Consider the following 15,614-nt stretch of genomic DNA (forward strand, 5'->3'; position numbering starts at 1 on the left):
TTCAGCCCTCGGGGCGCAACAGCCCGCGCCGGTACGCCTTGACCAGGTGCTGCGGTACGAGGTGCCGTACGCCGTCGATCGTGACCGGCACCAGCGTCGGTGTGGCGGCCTTCCACTGAGCGCGGCGGTGACGGGTGTTGCTGCGGGACATCTTGCGCTTGGGGACAGCCATGATTCTCCTCCTCGGATCACTGCGGGGAACGCTATATGAAAATGGATCTCGTTTCCAATTGGGTCCCCCGGTGATGCGTACAGCGGCGATGGGATGCACCGCTCACATGCACCGCGTTCGCCGTCAAGTGGCGGCGCACCAGCGCGGGCCGCGCCCGGTCTTCTCACCGATCGGGTGGCTGCCGTCGAGGCAGCCATCACCGGGCCGCAGACCCTCGCCACCTCCTCACCGACCCCCATGCAGGGCACGGCTGAGCCAACTGACCGTTTCAGCGTCAGATCCATCGGGGGAACTCCTCCGGCTCCTCCGGCCCTTCCCGCCGCTCCCGTGTCACAGCGGGCCGGGCTGGCTCGTCTCCGGTGTGTCGGAGACAGACTCCGGGTTCGGGAAGGTGATGGTCATGCGGGTGTTCGTGGCAGGTGGGAGCGGGGTCCTGGGGCGTCGGCTGGTGCCGCAGCTGGTGGCCCGTGGCCATCAGGTGACGGCCACGACGACAAGTCCGGCCAAGCTGGCCCTGCTCGTGGAGTTGGGTGCCCAGGGGGTGGTGATGGACGGGCTGGACGCGGTGTCGGTCGGCGAGGCGGTGGCCGCGGCCCGGCCGGACGTGCTCGTGAACCAGATGACGGGCCTGTCCGAGACACACGCCGGCAAGCCCGACATGAGGAAGGCCGGCCGCTTCTTCGAGACCACCAACCGGCTGCGCACCGAGGGGATCGACCATCTGCTGGCCGCTGCCGAGGCGGCCGGCGTGTCCCACGTCGTCGCGCAGAGCCACGCCAGCTTCAACGGGATCCGCGAGGGCGGATGGGTCAAGACCGAGGAGGACCCGCTGCAGATCGTGGAGGGGACGAAGGCGATCAGCCATCTGGAGACCGTGGTCGTCAGGGCCGGTGGCGCGGCCTTGCGCTACGGCGGCTTCTACGGGCCGGGCGCCAACGACGACCAGGTCATGATGGTGCGCAAGCGGTTGTTCCCGCTCGTCGGGGGCGGCACCGGCTACACGTCGTGGGTGCACATCGACGACGCGGCCAGCGCCACCGTCCTGGCGGTGGAGCAGCGGGCGCAGGGCGTGTTCAACATCGTCGACGACGAGCCGGCTCCTGTCAGCGAGTGGCTTCCCTATCTCGCGAAGTGCGCCGGGGCCAAGCCTCCGCGACGGCTGCCGGCGTGGCTGGCCCGTCTGCTGGCCGGCGAGATGGTGGTGGGCATGATGACCGAGGGGCGCGGCTTCTCCAACGCCAAGGCCCGGCGGGAGCTGGGTTGGGAGCCGCGGTTCCCGTCGTGGCGTGAGGGTTTCCGCACGGAGCTGGCGTGATCATCTGCTGCCGGCGGCCGCCTGGGGCCGCTGCGCTGCAACGACTCGGTGACCCGACCCACGTCGGCCAGGCTTGCCTGCCGGCAGCGGTGACCCGGATCTCGATCAACGTGCTGCCTTCCGCGTGCGTGCGGAGGGAGGCGTACGCGGGTCCGTGGTTCCCCGAGCGGCCGCTGAGCGATCCGTGCGAGGACCCGCTCGGTGGAGCCGGCCGACTCGGTGTGGATGGCATCGCTGCTGCTGTCGGAGCGGCTCAGCCCGCCGGAGCGGGCGGTCTCCGCGGTCATGCCTCGAAGCGGTAGCCCATGCCCGGCTCGGTGATCGGATAGCGCGGGTGTGCGGGGTCCGCTTCCAGTTTGCGGCGTAGCTGCGCCATGTAGACCCGCAGGTAGTTGGTCTTGTCGCGCCGGGAGACGCCCCAGACTTCCTGCAGCAGGTACTTCTGTGTGACGAGGCGGCCGGGGTGGGTGACCAGGATCTCCAACAGGTGCCATTCGGTGGGGGTCAGCCGTACGTCCAGGCCGGCTCTCGTCGCCTTCTTCGCCAGGAGGTCGAGGGTGAAGTCGTCGGTCTTGACCAGTGTCGTCTCGGGGACGAAGGGCGTCTCTTCGGTACGGCGGGCGGAGGCTCGCAGCCGTGCCATGAGTTCGTCCATGCTGAACGGCTTGGTGATGTAGTCGTCGGCGCCCGCGTCGAGAGCGGCGACCTTCTCGTCCGAGGCGCGGCGCGCGGACAGGACCAGGATGGGAGCGCGGGTCCAGCCGCGCAGGGCCGTGATCACGTCGACGCCGTCCATGTCGGGCAGTCCGAGGTCCAGGATCACCACGTCCGGCTGGCGGGCCGCGGCCAGACGGAGTGCGGTGGCGCCGTCGGGCGCGGCGTCCACTCCGTACCGGCGGGCCTGTATGTTGATCACGAGGGCTTGTACGAGCTGCGGGCCGTCCCCCACCACCAGCACCCGGGTCATCGGTGTGCGGCCTTCCTCTTGTCGGCGTGATCCGTGCTGTCGGGGCGGCGGCGGGAGACGGCGGGCCGGAGGTGTCCGGTTCGCCGACTCCCGGCCGCCCGTTTCCGTAAGCCCATTACTTCTGGGCCAGTTCCTTGAGCGCGATGTTGAGTCGCAGGACGTTGACGTGCGGCTCGCCCATGAAGCCGGCCGTACGGCCGTCGGTGTGGTCCTTAACCAGCTTCTGGACCTGGGCGATGGACAGGCCGTTCTCCCTGGCCACCCGGTTGATCTGGATCTCCGCGTACTCCTTGGAGATGTCCGGATCGATGGCGGAGGCCGAGCCGGTGACCGCATCGGCGGGCACCTTCGATTCCGGTACGCCGTTGAACTCGGCGACCTGCTTCTTCGCCGCCTCGACCGCCTTCGCCAACCGCGCGTCACCGGCGCCCAGCTGGCTGGAGCCGGTGGCCAGCGGGTCGTAGTCGCTGTGGGACGGGCGGCCCTGGAACCACTTCGGGTCCGGCTTGTCGGTGCCCTTGATGTTCCAGCTCTGGCCGATGAGCGAGGAGCCGAGCTCCTTGCCGTCGACCTTGACGATCGAGCCGTTGGCCTTGTCGTGGAACAGGGCCTGCCCGATGCCGGTGACGACGAGGGGGTAGACGATACCGGTCACGACGGTGAGGACGAGCAGCATGCGCAGCGCGGCCCAGCCCGTGCGCCCGGAGTTCACAAAGGAGTTGTTCATGTCCTTCACCCGATCCCGGGGATCAGAGAGACGAGCAGGTCGATGATCTTTATGCCGATGAAGGGCGCGATCAGGCCGCCCAGGCCGTAGACCGCAAGGTTGCGGCGGAGCATCTTGTCCGCGCTCACCGGCCGGTACTGCACGCCCTTCAGGGACAGCGGCACCAGGGCGATGATGATCAGCGCGTTGAAGACGACGGCCGACAGGATCGCGGAGTCGGGCGAGGACAGCTGCATGATGTTCAGCTTGTCCAGGCCGGGGTAGACGGCCGCGAACAGCGCGGGGATGATCGCGAAGTACTTCGCGACGTCGTTGGCGATGGAGAACGTCGTCAACGCGCCCCGGGTGATGAGGAGTTGCTTGCCGATCTCCACGATCTCGATCAGCTTGGTCGGGTTGGAGTCGAGGTCGACCATGTTGCCGGCCTCCTTGGCGGCCGACGTGCCGGTGTTCATGGCCACGCCGACGTCCGCCTGGGCGAGGGCCGGCGCGTCGTTGGTGCCGTCGCCGGTCATGGCGACCAGCTTGCCGCCGGCCTGCTCCCGCTTGATGAGGGCCATCTTGTCCTCGGGGGTGGCCTCGGCGAGGAAGTCGTCGACGCCCGCCTCCTCGGCGATCGCCTTGGCGGTCAGCGGGTTGTCACCCGTGATCATGACCGTCTTGATGCCCATGCGGCGCAGTTCCTCGAACCGCTCCCGCATGCCCTCCTTGACGACGTCCTTGAGGTGGATGACACCCAGCACGCGGGCACCCTTGTTGTCCTGGACCGCGACCAGCAGGGGCGTGCCGCCTGCCTCGGAGATGCGGTTGGCGATCCTGTCGGCGTCCTCGGCGACTGTGCCGCCCTGCTCCTCGACCCACGCGATCACGGAGGCGGAAGCTCCCTTGCGGATCCTCCTGCCGTCCACATCGACGCCGGACATGCGGGTCTGGGCGGTGAACTCGATCCACTCGGCGTGTGCCAGCTCGCCCCGGTGCCGCTCGCGCAGCCCGTACCTCTCCTTGGCCAGAACCACGACGGAGCGGCCTTCCGGTGTCTCGTCGGCCAGTGAGGACAGCTGCGCGGCGTCGGCCACCTCGGCCTCGGTCGTGCCGCGCACCGGCACGAACTCGGACGCCTGACGGTTGCCGAGGGTGATGGTGCCGGTCTTGTCGAGCAGCAGTGTGGAGACGTCACCGGCGGCCTCGACCGCGCGGCCGGACATGGCCAGCACGTTCCGCTGCACCAGCCGGTCCATGCCCGCGATACCGATCGCGGACAGCAGGGCCCCGATGGTGGTCGGGATCAGGCACACCAGCAGGGCCACCAGCACGACCATGCTCAGCTTCGAGCCCGCGTACTCCGCGAACGGCGGCAGGGTCGCCACCGCGAGGAGGAACACGATCGTCAGCGACGCCAGCAGGATGTTCAACGCGATCTCGTTCGGCGTCTTCTGCCGGGCCGCGCCCTCGACCAGACCGATCATCCGGTCGATGAAGGTCTCGCCCGGCTTCGTCGTGATCTTGACGACGATCCGGTCGGACAGCACCTTCGTACCGCCGGTCACCGCGGACCGGTCGCCACCGGACTCGCGGATGACCGGGGCGGACTCACCGGTGATCGCCGACTCGTCCACCGACGCGACGCCCTCGACGACGTCTCCGTCCCCGGGGATGACGTCCCCGGCCTCGCAGACCACCAGGTCACCGATCTTCAGCTCGGTGCCGGGGACCCGCTCCTCGGAGCCGTCCTCGAGGAGGCGGCGCGCGACGCTGTCGGTCTTGGCCTTGCGCAGGGTGTCGGCCTGGGCCTTGCCCCGGCCCTCGGCGACCGCCTCCGCCAGGTTGGCGAAGATCACGGTCAGCCACAGCCAGGCACTGATCGTCCAGCCGAACCAGTCCGTCGGGTCCTTGACGGAGAAGACGGTGGTCAGCACCGAGCCGACCAGCACGACGAACATCACGGGAGATGTGACCATCACCCGCGGGTCGAGCTTGCGGAGCGCGGCCGGCAGCGACTTGACCAGTTGCGCAGGGTCGAAGAGGCCCGCGCCGACCCGGCCCTCGGGAGACGTGTGACCCGTCGGCGCGTCCTGGTGGGGGGCAAGGGTGGGAGTGGACATGGAGTCCTGTTTCTCTACGTCGGTCTTCTGCGTGTTGGCCGTCATCACGCCAACCCCTCGGCCAGCGGGCCCAGCGCGAGGGCCGGGAAGAACGTGAGACCGGTGATGATCAGGATCGCGCCCACCAACAGGCTTGCGAACAGGGGCTTTTCGGTCCGCAGCGTGCCCGCGGTGGCCGGTATCGGCTTCTGCTCGGCGAGCGAGCCGGCCAGTGCCAGAACGAACACCATCGGCAGGAAGCGGCCCAGCAGCATGCACAGGCCGAGCATCGTGTTGTGGTACTCGGTGTTGGCCCCGAAGCCGGCGAAGGCGGAGCCGTTGTTGTTGCTCGCCGAGGCGTAGGCGTACAGCACTTCGGAGAAACCGTGCGCGCCCACATTCGTCATCGACGACTGGCCCTTGCCCAGTGCCATCGCCGACGCCGTACCGACCAGCACCAGCGCGGGGGTGATCAGGATGTAGCAGGCCGCCAGCGTGATCTCACGGGAACCGATCTTCCTCCCCAGGTACTCGGGCGTACGGCCCACCATCAAGCCGGCGATGAACACCGCGATGATCGCCATGATCAGCATGCCGTAGAGGCCGGAGCCGGCACCGCCGGGCGCGATCTCGCCCAGCATCATGCCCAGCAGCAGCACCCCGCCCGACAGGCCGCTGAAGGAATCGTGGAAGGAGTCCACGGAACCGGTCGACGTCATCGTGGTCGACACGGCGAACAGGGACGAGTTGCCTTCGCCGAACCGCTGCTCCTTGCCCTCCATCGCGCCGCCCGCGAGCTGCGACGCGCTGCCCGGGTGGGCGTACTCGATCCAGGTCACCGTGACCACGCCGAGGAACCAGACGATGCCCATCGCGGCGACGATCGCGTAGCCCTGCCTGACACTGCCGACCAGCTTGCCGAAGGTGCGTGGCAGTGAGAACGGGATCACCAGCAGCAGGAAGATCTCCAGCAGGTTGGTGAAGCCGTTGGGGTTCTCGAACGGGTGCGCGCTGTTGGCGTTGAAGAAGCCACCCCCGTTGGTGCCCAGGTTCTTGATCGCTTCCTGCGATGCGACGGCACCGGGGCTGATGGCCTGCTTGTCACCGGTCAGCGTGGTGATGTGGTGGATGTCGCCGACATTCTGGATGGCACCCGCGGCGATGAGCATCACGGCCGCGATCACGGAGATCGGGACCAGGATCCTGACGGTGCCGCGCACCAGGTCCGCCCAGAAGTTGCCGAGGTCGCCGGTGCGGGAGCGGGCGAAGCCGCGTACCAGCGCGGTGGCGACGGCCATGCCGACCGCGGCCGAGACGAAGTTCTGCACCGCCAGGCCCGTCGTCTGGGTGACGTGACTCATCGCCACCTCGCCCGAGTACGACTGCCAGTTCGTGTTGGACACGAAGGAGGCGGCGGTGTTGAACGCCTGGTCGGGGCTGATCGGCTTGAAACCGAGCGACAGCGGCAGCTTGTCCTGGATCCGCTGGAGCAGGAACAGGAACAGCACGCTGACGGCGGAGAAGGCGAGCACGCCGCGCAGGTAGGCGGGCCAGCGCATCTCCGCGTCGGGGCCGGCGCCCACCGAGCGGTAGATCCACCGCTCGACACGGAGATGCTTCGTGGACGAGTAGACGGCGGCCATGTAGTCGCCGAGGGGACGGTGCACGAGGGCGAGCGCGCCTATCAGCGCGGTCACCACGAGCACGTCAGCAAGTACGGGGCTCATGACGAGGCTCTAGAACCTCTCCGGGAAGACGAGGGCGAGGACGAGGTAACCCAGCAGGGCGACGGCCACGACCAGGCCGACGACGTTTTCGGCGGTCACAGCTTCGTCACCCCCTTGGCGAAGAAGGCGACCAGCGCGAACACCGCGACGGTGGCGATGACGAAGGCCACGTCGGCCATCGTGAGCTCCTGGATGAGGTGCGGAAACGGATCGGACCCGAACAGAAAACACGCCACCCGACGGGACCCCGCTGCCCTTGACGACCCTCATACGCCGGCACCGGCACCTTTGACGCACCCCTTACGGCCGCACCCGCACCGCCCGACTCCACGCATTGCCGAGGTCCGGCAACATTGATGCGTATCGAGGCGGCCACCAGGACGGACCGTCTGTTCGGCGTCCTGGAACAAGCCATGGATCGTTCGCCGAGGCACACGAGCGGGCGCGGAAGCCGGCCGTTCGGCAGGAGGAGGCCGCACGCCGCGAGTGGGGCCGCCGGGCGGAGCGGGCGGAACGGTTCGGTCTGCTCCTCTCCCGCGCTCACGCCGTCGCCGTAGCACAGGGTGCCGCGGCAGTCGACGACACCCACCCCGCCACTCGGCAGGCCGAGAGCGCGTCGGCCACCCGCTTCGGCGAGCGCCGCATCCTGCTGACAACCAAGAACGGACGGCTCATCCGCATCGCGCCCGGCGACCAGGACGCCGACCTGGGTTCTTCGCCCAGCAGGCGCACGCGGCCACCGACGGCGGCCCCGTCGCCATCGGACGCGCCCACCCCGGTGCCGGCGGGATAGCCCACTCCTACGAAGAAGCCTTCAACACCCTCGACCTGGCCGACCGGCTGGAGCGCATCCATGAACTGACCGGCACCAGCCCTGCCGACTCCGTGCACCGCTCCACCTTGCGGACCGCTGTGATCGGCGCCCGGTTGCTCGGTGCCTGGGGGATCCAGCCTCGTCAGGCAGTCTCGGCGCTCGCCTCGATGTCCTCGATGCCCGTGGGCCGGCCGGCCCGGTGCCACCGGACGTACAGTCCACCGGCGATCAAGAGCGTGGCCACCAGCGAGAGCACCGGCCAGCCGCGCAGCAGGTTCACCACGAGAGTGAAGCCCACGGCCGCCGAGGCAAGACCGTTGATCCAGGCCAGGACAGGCTTGCGTTCCCGCCGGGCGAAGCGGGCCATGGCGACCAGGCCGACGAAGAAGCTGACGAACACCGCGACCGCGTAGAACAGCACGAGTTCCTGCTCCCGGCCGGCCGCCGCGACGATGATCACAGCTGCGGCAGCCAGGTACACCACGACCGACCAGTACGGGGTGTGGTGACGGTTGGTCCGGCCCAGTACCAGCGGCAGCACGCCGGGCCGTGCGGCCGTGCCGGACAGCGCCTTCAGCAAGCCAGGTCCGGCCTGGAAGGACGAGCTGGCCGCGGCGAGCAGCAGCAGCGAACTCGTCAGCTGGAACGCGCCGTACAGCCAGCCGGGCCCGGCCGCGGCGTGCGCTATGTCGGCGATCTGCGTGGAGTCGGCACCGGGGATTCCGATGCGCAGGCGCACGGCGAGCGCCGTGAGGGCCAGAGTCAGACCGCCGACGATCACCACGAGCAGGGCGAGCGTGCCGCGGCCGAAGCGCCGCCGGTCCGTGTCGTCGAGCTGGCCGAGCTGGGCGATCGCGGTCGAGGGCGCCTCGACGCCGGTGGCCAGAGCCATCGCCACCGGGAATGCCAGCACGACGGCCAGGACGGCGGAGTGGCCCGGGTCGTGCGAGGCGGCCGCATGGCCGGCGGCGTGCGGCGTGACGAAACCGAGCACCAGCACGGTGACGGAGACAGCCACGAACGCCACCGTCATCACGGCGAACAGCAGCCGCCCGCCGTGCCCGAACCAGGTCAGCCCGGCCACCACGAGCAGCAGGACCAGCGCCAGCGGGATGCGCAGGGGAGCGAGACCCGGGAACAGGGCGATCACCGCGCTGGCCGCGGCCGCGATCGAGATGCCGATGGTCAGGACGAAATCCACGACCAGGGCGCCGATCGGCAGGAACGTCCAGCGCGGGCCGAACGCCCGGGCCGCCGCGGCGGCCGCGCCTCCGCCCTGCGGGAAACGGCGGACGAGCTGTCCGTAGTTGGCAGTGACCACGACGACCAGCCCGATCACCAGGCTCATGGTGGGCAGCAGCAGCGCCTGGTCCCCGCGCAGGGCCCGAAGCGCGGCCTCGATGGCGTAGGCGACGGAGGACACCGGGTCGGCGATCACCGCGAAGGCGAAGGCGAAAAAGAGTATGGAGCGACGTGGAGTACGGCCGTGTCCGGACGCGGGGGCCGCTGACCTGGCGGCAGCCTGGCGGGTGGTAGCCACGCGAAGACCTTTCCTGAAGGGGAGTGAAAAAGACTTCGCCGACCAGGCTTCCCGGCACACCGGGCGGAATCTTAACGCGGCTTGATGCCTCTTTGACAGGTCACTTACGGGCACCACCAAGCCGGGAACATCGCCAGGTTCCGGCAACCTGCGGACGGTGGCTTGAGGTGCGTCGGGGAAGACCGGTCGCGCATGGAAGCGCGAAAGTACGGAAAGGGCAGGGGGTTTCGTTCGGATCAGGTCGGATCAGGCCGCGGCGTCCGGTGCGGTGCATCGCAAGGCGGAGGATGACCCGCGTACGGGGCGTACTCGGGTGATCCGACAACGCGGCGAGGTGCCGTGCCGGGCGTCGCGGACCCGGGCTGATCCGAACGAAACCCCCTAGGGCTGGGTGCAGCGTGGAACGCAAGGCGGGGTGGCGCAGACCCTGTCTGCTCCAGGAGGCCGGCCTCGACGCGCTGATCACCGACGGCCAAGCCTTCTGCCACACCCCTAGGGCTTGTCGTCTCCTTGACCATCCACCGGCCGGGGCGCTCGCAGATGGTCGAGGGTGGTGCCGTCGGGATTCCGCCCGAAGGCGGCCTCCAGAACGGCAGGAAGGTCTGCTACGGGGACCGTGGCGCGCACCTCCGTCAGGACACGGCGGAAGGTGTCGTCGTCGATGGCGCCCATGTGCTCCTGACGGATTCCGTAGATGATCTCGACGAGTTCGGGCCGCAGCCGCATCCAGGCACGGGAGGTGCGGATCTCTTCCATTGCCGCATGCTGTCACCTCGCTCGTCGCGCGGGCAGTTCCTCGGTGAGCCGGACGGTCGCCCGCCCACTGGCGGCCGCGCGGCGCTGCAACGCCTCGCACGAGAGCTGCTTACCGGCCCACACGACCGCGTGTTCTGCCGAGGGAGCGGGTCGAGCCCGTGATCGGACCACGGAGCGGGGCTGAGAGACGTCATGCGACCGAGCTAGTGGGCAGGTCTGACATCGGTTTCGAGGAAGGAGGCGTCCCGGAACGCCCTCAGCGCCTGCGTGCGGCTGACTCCCAGCCGGGCGAGGACGTCTTCCTTGTCCAGCCCCGCGGCCCGCAGCCCGGCGCAGCGCCGCGCGAGGTCCAGTCGCTCCGGATGGTCCTGGGGTGCCTCGTAGAAGAGTCCGTCCTTCAGCAGTTCGTCGACGGTGTCGGCGGACCGGCCCATGGCTCGCGCGATCTGGGCCCGGGCCATCCCGGACCTCTTGAGGGCGACCGCCTCGGCCGCCTGGCGGCGGCGCTCCTTCTGGAGGTCTTCCGGCCGCCGAGAGGTGACACCAGCGGCTTTGCGCGCACGGGTCAGGGCGTTCTCGGCCTGCTTGTGGGTCAGCCCCAGTTCAGCGGCGATCTCCGCGACGCGCCGGCCCTCGCTCTGCAGACGCAGGGCCCGTTCGTCCTGGTCGGCTCGCTGCGCGAGCGACCGCTCGCGGTCCCGCTCCCGCCTTCTGCCGATCTCCGCCTTGAACGCGCGGAGCAGCTCCGACTTCACGGAACGGGCGAACCAGAGGCGTTCCCGCCGTTCCTCGTTCTCCTCCCGTATCTGCTCGCGGACGAAGTAGCCGTACCAGAACGGCATCCGTTCGGTCAGGTCCCCGTCTCTCTTCGCACCCCAGGTGAACAGGGGGTGCGCGGAGCGCCTGTTCCACAGCGCCTTCACGGCGGACTCGTCGGGGTCGTAGCCCCGGTCCTCGCGCAGCGCGAGACGCTGCCCGTCGGTCAGGTCGGCCATGGCGGCCGCCCAGCCGGCGCGCAGTCCCGCGGCCTCCGCCAGCTCCAGCAGGCTTCCCCAGTCCCATTTCTGCAGGGTCAGACCGAAGCGGTCCGTGCCGCCCGACGTCCAGCGGTTCGTCTCGGCGCCGGTGTACACGGCGAAACCCGCGCCGTTCCACGCTCGTACGACGTCATGCCACATCTTGGCCGAGGTCGCCGGCAGGTAGGCGACGCGCTCGCCGCCCACGTCGACGGCGACCGCCCGCGCGTCCCACGGGTTGTGGGGCTCGGGCACCAGCTCGGCCTCGACCCGCTGCCCCGCGGGGATACCGCTCAGGGACTGCTGGTGGTAGTACGCCCCGGACGCGTAGAACTCCCCGGACGCCTCGAAGTGGTCGTCGAGCAGTATGCGCCCGGCAGGCCTGATGTACTCGCCAGGACGACGCGTATGGATGCCCACCGCTGTGCCCCTCCCTCACTCGCCTCGATCAACACTCCTCCCGAGCCGTCTCCCCTCGGCTCCGGGGAAGTCCCCGCCGGCTCGGACGACAGCCGTCGTAAGGCTCCGACCTGCGGGACTTCCGGTGATCATATGCGCATGGGTGTGCGGTGGCACCGGCTGCCGGGATCGTCAGGGTGCCGCCGTCGGCAGTACCTCCCGCGGGGTGCGGGACATGCCGCCCCTCACCCAGCCGGCTCGCGGCACGGCCGTGTGCGCCCTGATGCAAGAAAACGCGCCCCGGCGTGCGCTCCTGACAATCGGTCGGCTGTCCGGATAGCGTCGCCGGACAGGGGCGGGGGTGCCGGGGCGGGGTGTCGTACTACGGTGCCGGCCTCCTCCCGGGGGAGGTCCGTTGAACCTGGACGAGATCCCGTACGAGCGTCGCAAGCTGCCGGCGGTCGACGCGGGGAGTTCGCTGAAGGACATGACCGCGGCGGGCCGGGAGGTTGTCGCCGTCTCGGCGGCGCTCCCGCCTGGGGGAGCCGGCGGTCCTCCTGCCGGCCGGGGCCGGCTTCAAGTCGGGGGCGCCCGTCGGCCAGGGAGCGACCGAGGGCGCCCTGTCCTGGCGGACGGACGCCCGCGCGTGTGTACCGATGGCAGAGCCCCGGCCCGTCGAAGCGCGAAGAGCGGCCGGGCCGTTGGCGCATCCCCTGCCGACGACCGAGCCGGGGCTGTGCGCGGCATGGTGAGGGTGTCGACGGACGGCACGACGGCGCAGGCCCCGGTGGTTCCGGAGAGTGGGCGGCCACGGTGCAACAGCAGCGGTTTTCACGACAGGGCCGCCCTGAGCAGCGCGAGGCCGCCCCACCGCTGGGAGGGAGGAGCAAGTTGCCCGACAACACCGCGCGCTCCGGTGAACCGGTGACGCAGGAGGTCGTTCGACTCGTGCTCGACGTCCGGGAACGTCATCTTTCGGAGGCCGTCGCCGTCGAGCGGATCCGCTCTCCGGACTGGGCGATCTCCGTGGAGCAGGCAGAGCGGATCACGACGGCTTCCTACGCCGCCCAGAGCGCCGGTCACCCGATCGACGCCTACCTGTACGCCCGGCTCGCTCTGGAAGCGTCGGACGTCCGCTGGGGACGCACACGGTCGAGCCCGTGGTGGTCCGCAGCCGACGCCCTGGTGGACGCGGCGCGCCTCGGTCTCGTGATCGAGCCGGACTCCGGCCGCTTCCGCCTGGCATGCGGCGTCGCGGACGAGCAGATCGCCCTCCTCCGCAGGGAACACGACGTCCCCGAACTGGCGGGGACCCTCTTCGCGGCCGGGATTCTGCGCGTGCACCCGCACACCGCGGGCCTGCTGGACATCGCGGCGTCCCTCACCATGGGGCAACGCCAGATGATGAGGCACTGGCGCAGGTCCGTCCTCGTCGCCGACCGGCAACGGCCGGACTGGGACACGCCCATGCCGCCCGCCCTGGACTGCGCACTTGAAGCGCTCCCTTACCTGGAGGAGGCGGCGGATCTGAGCGACGGCGCTCTCAGGGGGCGGTGCCTCACCGCGGTCGCCGAGACGCTGAACCTGATCCAGAGTGCCGCGCCCCAGCCCGACAGCGCGGCGTGGATGGACGACGTGAAGCTTCACCACGCCAGGGAGGCGCTGGAGCTGCTCTCCCCGGAGGCCGAGCCGCACGCCCTCCTTCAGGTGCGGCGTCTGCTCGCCGCACACGGTGAGGCGGCTCCGATCCGCTCCCTGTCCGATCTCCTCCCGTGCCCCGTCACGGAACTGCCGGGCCGGTACGGAGACCGGGACGCACTGGCGTTGCTCGACCAGGCGTCGCGCCTCCTCAGGGAACAGGGGAACAGGCACCTGCTGCGTGAGCTGATCGCCGAGCTTCCGCGCCTCACGGCCTTCACCCGTGCGGATCCGGAGGGCCGGCGCGGGCTGTGGGAGGCACAGGTCCATGTGCTGGCGGGCGATACCCGCCCGTGCCCGGCACCCGGCGATCCCGTCGAGGAGCCCGGCCCTCGCCCGCCTTCCGAAGATCCCGGCCCTCGCCCGCCCTCCGAAGACCCCGGCGGTACTCACCGGAGAACCGGGCGGCGGAGCTGTTCCACTTGGCGGCGCACCTGTACGAGCGCCGGGACTGCCTCGGGGCGGTGCGGCTCATCGAGCGCGCCGAGGCGCTGGGCGCCGGCCTCGCGGACCAGGAACACGTGGCCGTCCTTCACCTTTCGGCGAACGTGAGAGCCCACGCGGGCACCGTGTACCAGGAGAGAGGCGATGCGCTCCGTGCCGTGCAGGCGCACGGGAAGGCGGCTCTCGGCTACTGCCGCGTCCACCTCGTCGAGCCGGCGCTGCACGAGGTCGACCTGCTGGTCGACTGCGCCACGGAAGCGGGCGGGGGCGCCGTGACTCGGGCGGCGGGGATGCTGGGCCTCCTCCTGGTGCCGGTGCTGCCGACTGCGGTGGAGGAGGAGGCCGCGGTGAGCCTCAATCTCGCCTGCCGGCGCCTGGCGGCAGCTCTCGTCAGCGAGCGGTTCGACGCCGAGGTGCTGTGGTCCCTGATCACGGCTGCCAAGGGCTTCCACACGGGGGCCGCTCTCCACGTCCCCGGGCCGCGCCCGTACTACCCCCTGCTCGTCACGACGCTGGACCAGATCGCGGAGTTGGAGGCGCGTGCCGGCGATCCGCCGCCGCCGCGCCTGGACGAGCTCGGTGAGGACCTGGAGCTGCTGTGTTACACGGGTTCGCAGGAGAACGGCCCGGGCGACTCAGAAGCCCGGTACCTGGACAATCTGCGGCGCACGTTCGACCGTGAGAGTGCGCTGGCCCTGCACGCGCTGTCGGGACAGGGTGATCCGGTCCGGTCCCTGACGCCGCTGGAAGACCTCCAGCGGGCGCTGGGCCCGGAGACCGTACTCGTCAACCTGTTCCTTGGGATCACACCCGGCTGCGGATCCCGAAGCCGGCTCGCTGACGCGGACGCGGCGCTGTACACCCTCGCGGTCACCCGTGAGTCGTTCGCCATGGACATCGTGCCCTGGCCGGGTCCGGGCGCGGGATTCCGCACGGTCGGCACGGACGGCTACAGCCATCTGATGCATCCTCTCGCACAGCTCGTGGCGGATCTGCGCACGCAGGTCCTCACCGATCCCCTGTACCGCCCGGTGACGGCAGCGGCGGAGGACGAGCTGCGCGGGGAACGCCTCTTCGGACGGATCGCCGACAGGCTCCTCACGCTCCGGCGCGGCGGCAAGAACCACCTGTGCGTCTGGGGCCACGGCCCCTTCCACTACCTGCCGTTCCCTCTGCTGCATCTCGAAGGCCGGCCGTTGGCGGACGCGTGGACCGTCACCTGCGTACCGAGCCTGAGCAGTGTCATGGTCGTACGTGCCGATACCGGTGCCACCGCTCATCCCCCCGGAGAGGGTCTGCTGAGCGTGGGGGCGGCGCTGGGCGGCGCCGCATGGGACCTGCCGGCCGAACCGGTACTGGACGAACACGCACGGGCGGTCGCCCGCGTGATCGACGGAACCGCCCTCACCGGCCCGGAAGCGACCCCGGCGGCCTTCCTCGCCCGCGCCCCCGGCTGCCGGTACCTGCACATCGCCGCACACGGCTCCCTCGACCAGGCCGCACCGTCGTTCCAGTGCCTCTATCTGAGCCCGTCCGACGGGACCACGGAAGGACGGCTGTTCGCCCACCAGATCCTCACCATGGATCTGCGCGGCGTCGAGCTGGTCACGCTCAGCGCGTGCGAGTCCGCGCTGGGCCGGTTCGACCTGGTGGACGACGTACGGGGACTGACTGCCGCGTTCCTGATCGCCGGCGCCGACGCATTGGTCGGATGCCTGTGGCCGGTACGCACACCGGTCGCCACCCACTTCTTCAGCGCCCTGTACGAGAGGGTCCGGCAGGTAGGCGACACCCGGTCCGCCTTCCGCCACGCCCAGCTGTCCACACGCGGCAGGTTCCCCGAATACCGGGACTGGGGAACCTTCGCGTACTCGGGCGCCTGGCGCCCCCTGGAAGAAAGGGTGCCCCGGTGGACGTAGTGATTCCAGCCGATCTGCCTGCACACGCCGTCGATCTCG

The 15,614-nt window shown here is 70.0% G+C and carries 13 protein-coding genes and 2 pseudogenes; 5 read left to right on the top strand and 10 right to left on the bottom strand.

The window, feature by feature from the left end:
• Position 1 precedes the first annotated feature (1 nt).
• A complete protein-coding gene (gene rpmF / locus ACZ4U1_RS14355) occupies positions 2-172 on the bottom strand; it encodes a 50S ribosomal protein L32 (protein ID WP_467903174.1) in 171 nt (56 codons plus the stop codon).
• Positions 173-572: 400 nt separating this feature from the next.
• Between rpmF and ACZ4U1_RS14360 the strand changes: the two genes are divergently transcribed.
• Both ACZ4U1_RS14360 and ACZ4U1_RS14365 read left to right on the top strand, forming a co-directional pair.
• Positions 573-1,487: an NAD-dependent epimerase/dehydratase family protein gene (locus tag ACZ4U1_RS14360; RefSeq protein ID WP_467903176.1), complete on the top strand. Its 915-nt coding sequence runs from the start codon at positions 573-575 to the stop codon at positions 1,485-1,487.
• Between the two features lie 30 nt (positions 1,488-1,517).
• Positions 1,518-1,763, top strand: a pseudogene (locus ACZ4U1_RS14365) (RNA polymerase subunit sigma-24); the annotation flags it as partial.
• Between the two features lie 7 nt (positions 1,764-1,770).
• Here the strand turns inward: ACZ4U1_RS14365 and ACZ4U1_RS14370 are convergent.
• The 6 genes from ACZ4U1_RS14370 to ACZ4U1_RS14395 form a co-directional block, all read right to left on the bottom strand.
• The gene (locus tag ACZ4U1_RS14370; protein ID WP_467903178.1) at positions 1,771-2,454 is read right to left on the bottom strand and encodes a response regulator; all 684 of its coding nucleotides are present in this window, start codon (positions 2,452-2,454) and stop codon (positions 1,771-1,773) included.
• A gap of 115 nt (positions 2,455-2,569) precedes the next feature.
• Positions 2,570-3,181, bottom strand: a complete 612-nt coding sequence (gene kdpC / locus ACZ4U1_RS14375; protein WP_467903180.1) for a potassium-transporting ATPase subunit KdpC — start codon at positions 3,179-3,181, stop codon at positions 2,570-2,572.
• A gap of 5 nt (positions 3,182-3,186) precedes the next feature.
• Positions 3,187-5,328, bottom strand: coding sequence for a potassium-transporting ATPase subunit KdpB (gene kdpB, locus ACZ4U1_RS14380; RefSeq protein ID WP_467903182.1), 2,142 nt, complete (start codon positions 5,326-5,328; stop codon positions 3,187-3,189).
• On the bottom strand, positions 5,328-6,989 hold the full coding sequence (gene kdpA, locus ACZ4U1_RS14385; RefSeq protein WP_467903185.1) for a potassium-transporting ATPase subunit KdpA: 1,662 nt from the start codon (positions 6,987-6,989) through the stop codon (positions 5,328-5,330). The genes kdpB and kdpA overlap by 1 nt, the downstream gene beginning before the upstream one ends.
• A 9-nt stretch (positions 6,990-6,998) precedes the next feature.
• A complete protein-coding gene (gene kdpF, locus ACZ4U1_RS14390) occupies positions 6,999-7,088 on the bottom strand; it encodes a K(+)-transporting ATPase subunit F (protein WP_037802756.1) in 90 nt (29 codons plus the stop codon).
• Positions 7,085-7,225, bottom strand: a complete 141-nt coding sequence (locus ACZ4U1_RS14395) for a hypothetical protein (RefSeq protein WP_467903187.1) — start codon at positions 7,223-7,225, stop codon at positions 7,085-7,087. The genes kdpF and ACZ4U1_RS14395 overlap by 4 nt, the downstream gene beginning before the upstream one ends.
• 135 nt (positions 7,226-7,360) lie before the next feature.
• Between ACZ4U1_RS14395 and ACZ4U1_RS14400 the strand changes: the two are divergent.
• Positions 7,361-7,925: pseudogene (locus ACZ4U1_RS14400) on the top strand (hypothetical protein); the annotation flags it as partial.
• Positions 7,926-7,945: 20 nt separating this feature from the next.
• Here the strand turns inward: ACZ4U1_RS14400 and ACZ4U1_RS14405 are convergent.
• The 3 genes from ACZ4U1_RS14405 to ACZ4U1_RS14415 form a co-directional block, all read right to left on the bottom strand.
• Positions 7,946-9,343 (bottom strand): APC family permease, encoded by a 1,398-nt coding sequence (locus tag ACZ4U1_RS14405; protein ID WP_467903189.1) that lies wholly within the window; start codon positions 9,341-9,343, stop codon positions 7,946-7,948.
• 492 nt (positions 9,344-9,835) lie between these two features.
• Positions 9,836-10,099 (bottom strand): hypothetical protein, encoded by a 264-nt coding sequence (locus ACZ4U1_RS14410; protein ID WP_467903191.1) that lies wholly within the window; start codon positions 10,097-10,099, stop codon positions 9,836-9,838.
• Positions 10,100-10,302: 203 nt separating this feature from the next.
• Positions 10,303-11,535 carry a hypothetical protein gene (locus ACZ4U1_RS14415; protein ID WP_467903193.1) on the bottom strand — a complete coding sequence of 411 codons (1,233 nt, stop codon included), beginning with the start codon at positions 11,533-11,535 and terminating at the stop codon, positions 10,303-10,305.
• An 870-nt stretch (positions 11,536-12,405) separates the two neighbouring features.
• Between ACZ4U1_RS14415 and ACZ4U1_RS14420 the strand changes: the two genes are divergently transcribed.
• Both ACZ4U1_RS14420 and ACZ4U1_RS14425 read left to right on the top strand, forming a co-directional pair.
• Entirely contained in the window at positions 12,406-13,764 is a 1,359-nt protein-coding gene (locus ACZ4U1_RS14420; protein WP_467903195.1) for a hypothetical protein, read from the top strand.
• Positions 13,765-14,618: 854 nt separating this feature from the next.
• Positions 14,619-15,575 carry a CHAT domain-containing protein gene (locus ACZ4U1_RS14425; protein ID WP_467903520.1) on the top strand — a complete coding sequence of 319 codons (957 nt, stop codon included), beginning with the start codon at positions 14,619-14,621 and terminating at the stop codon, positions 15,573-15,575.
• The last annotated feature ends 39 nt before the right edge of the window (positions 15,576-15,614 follow it).

This window comes from Streptomyces sp. NPDC028928, from assembly GCF_055564915.1.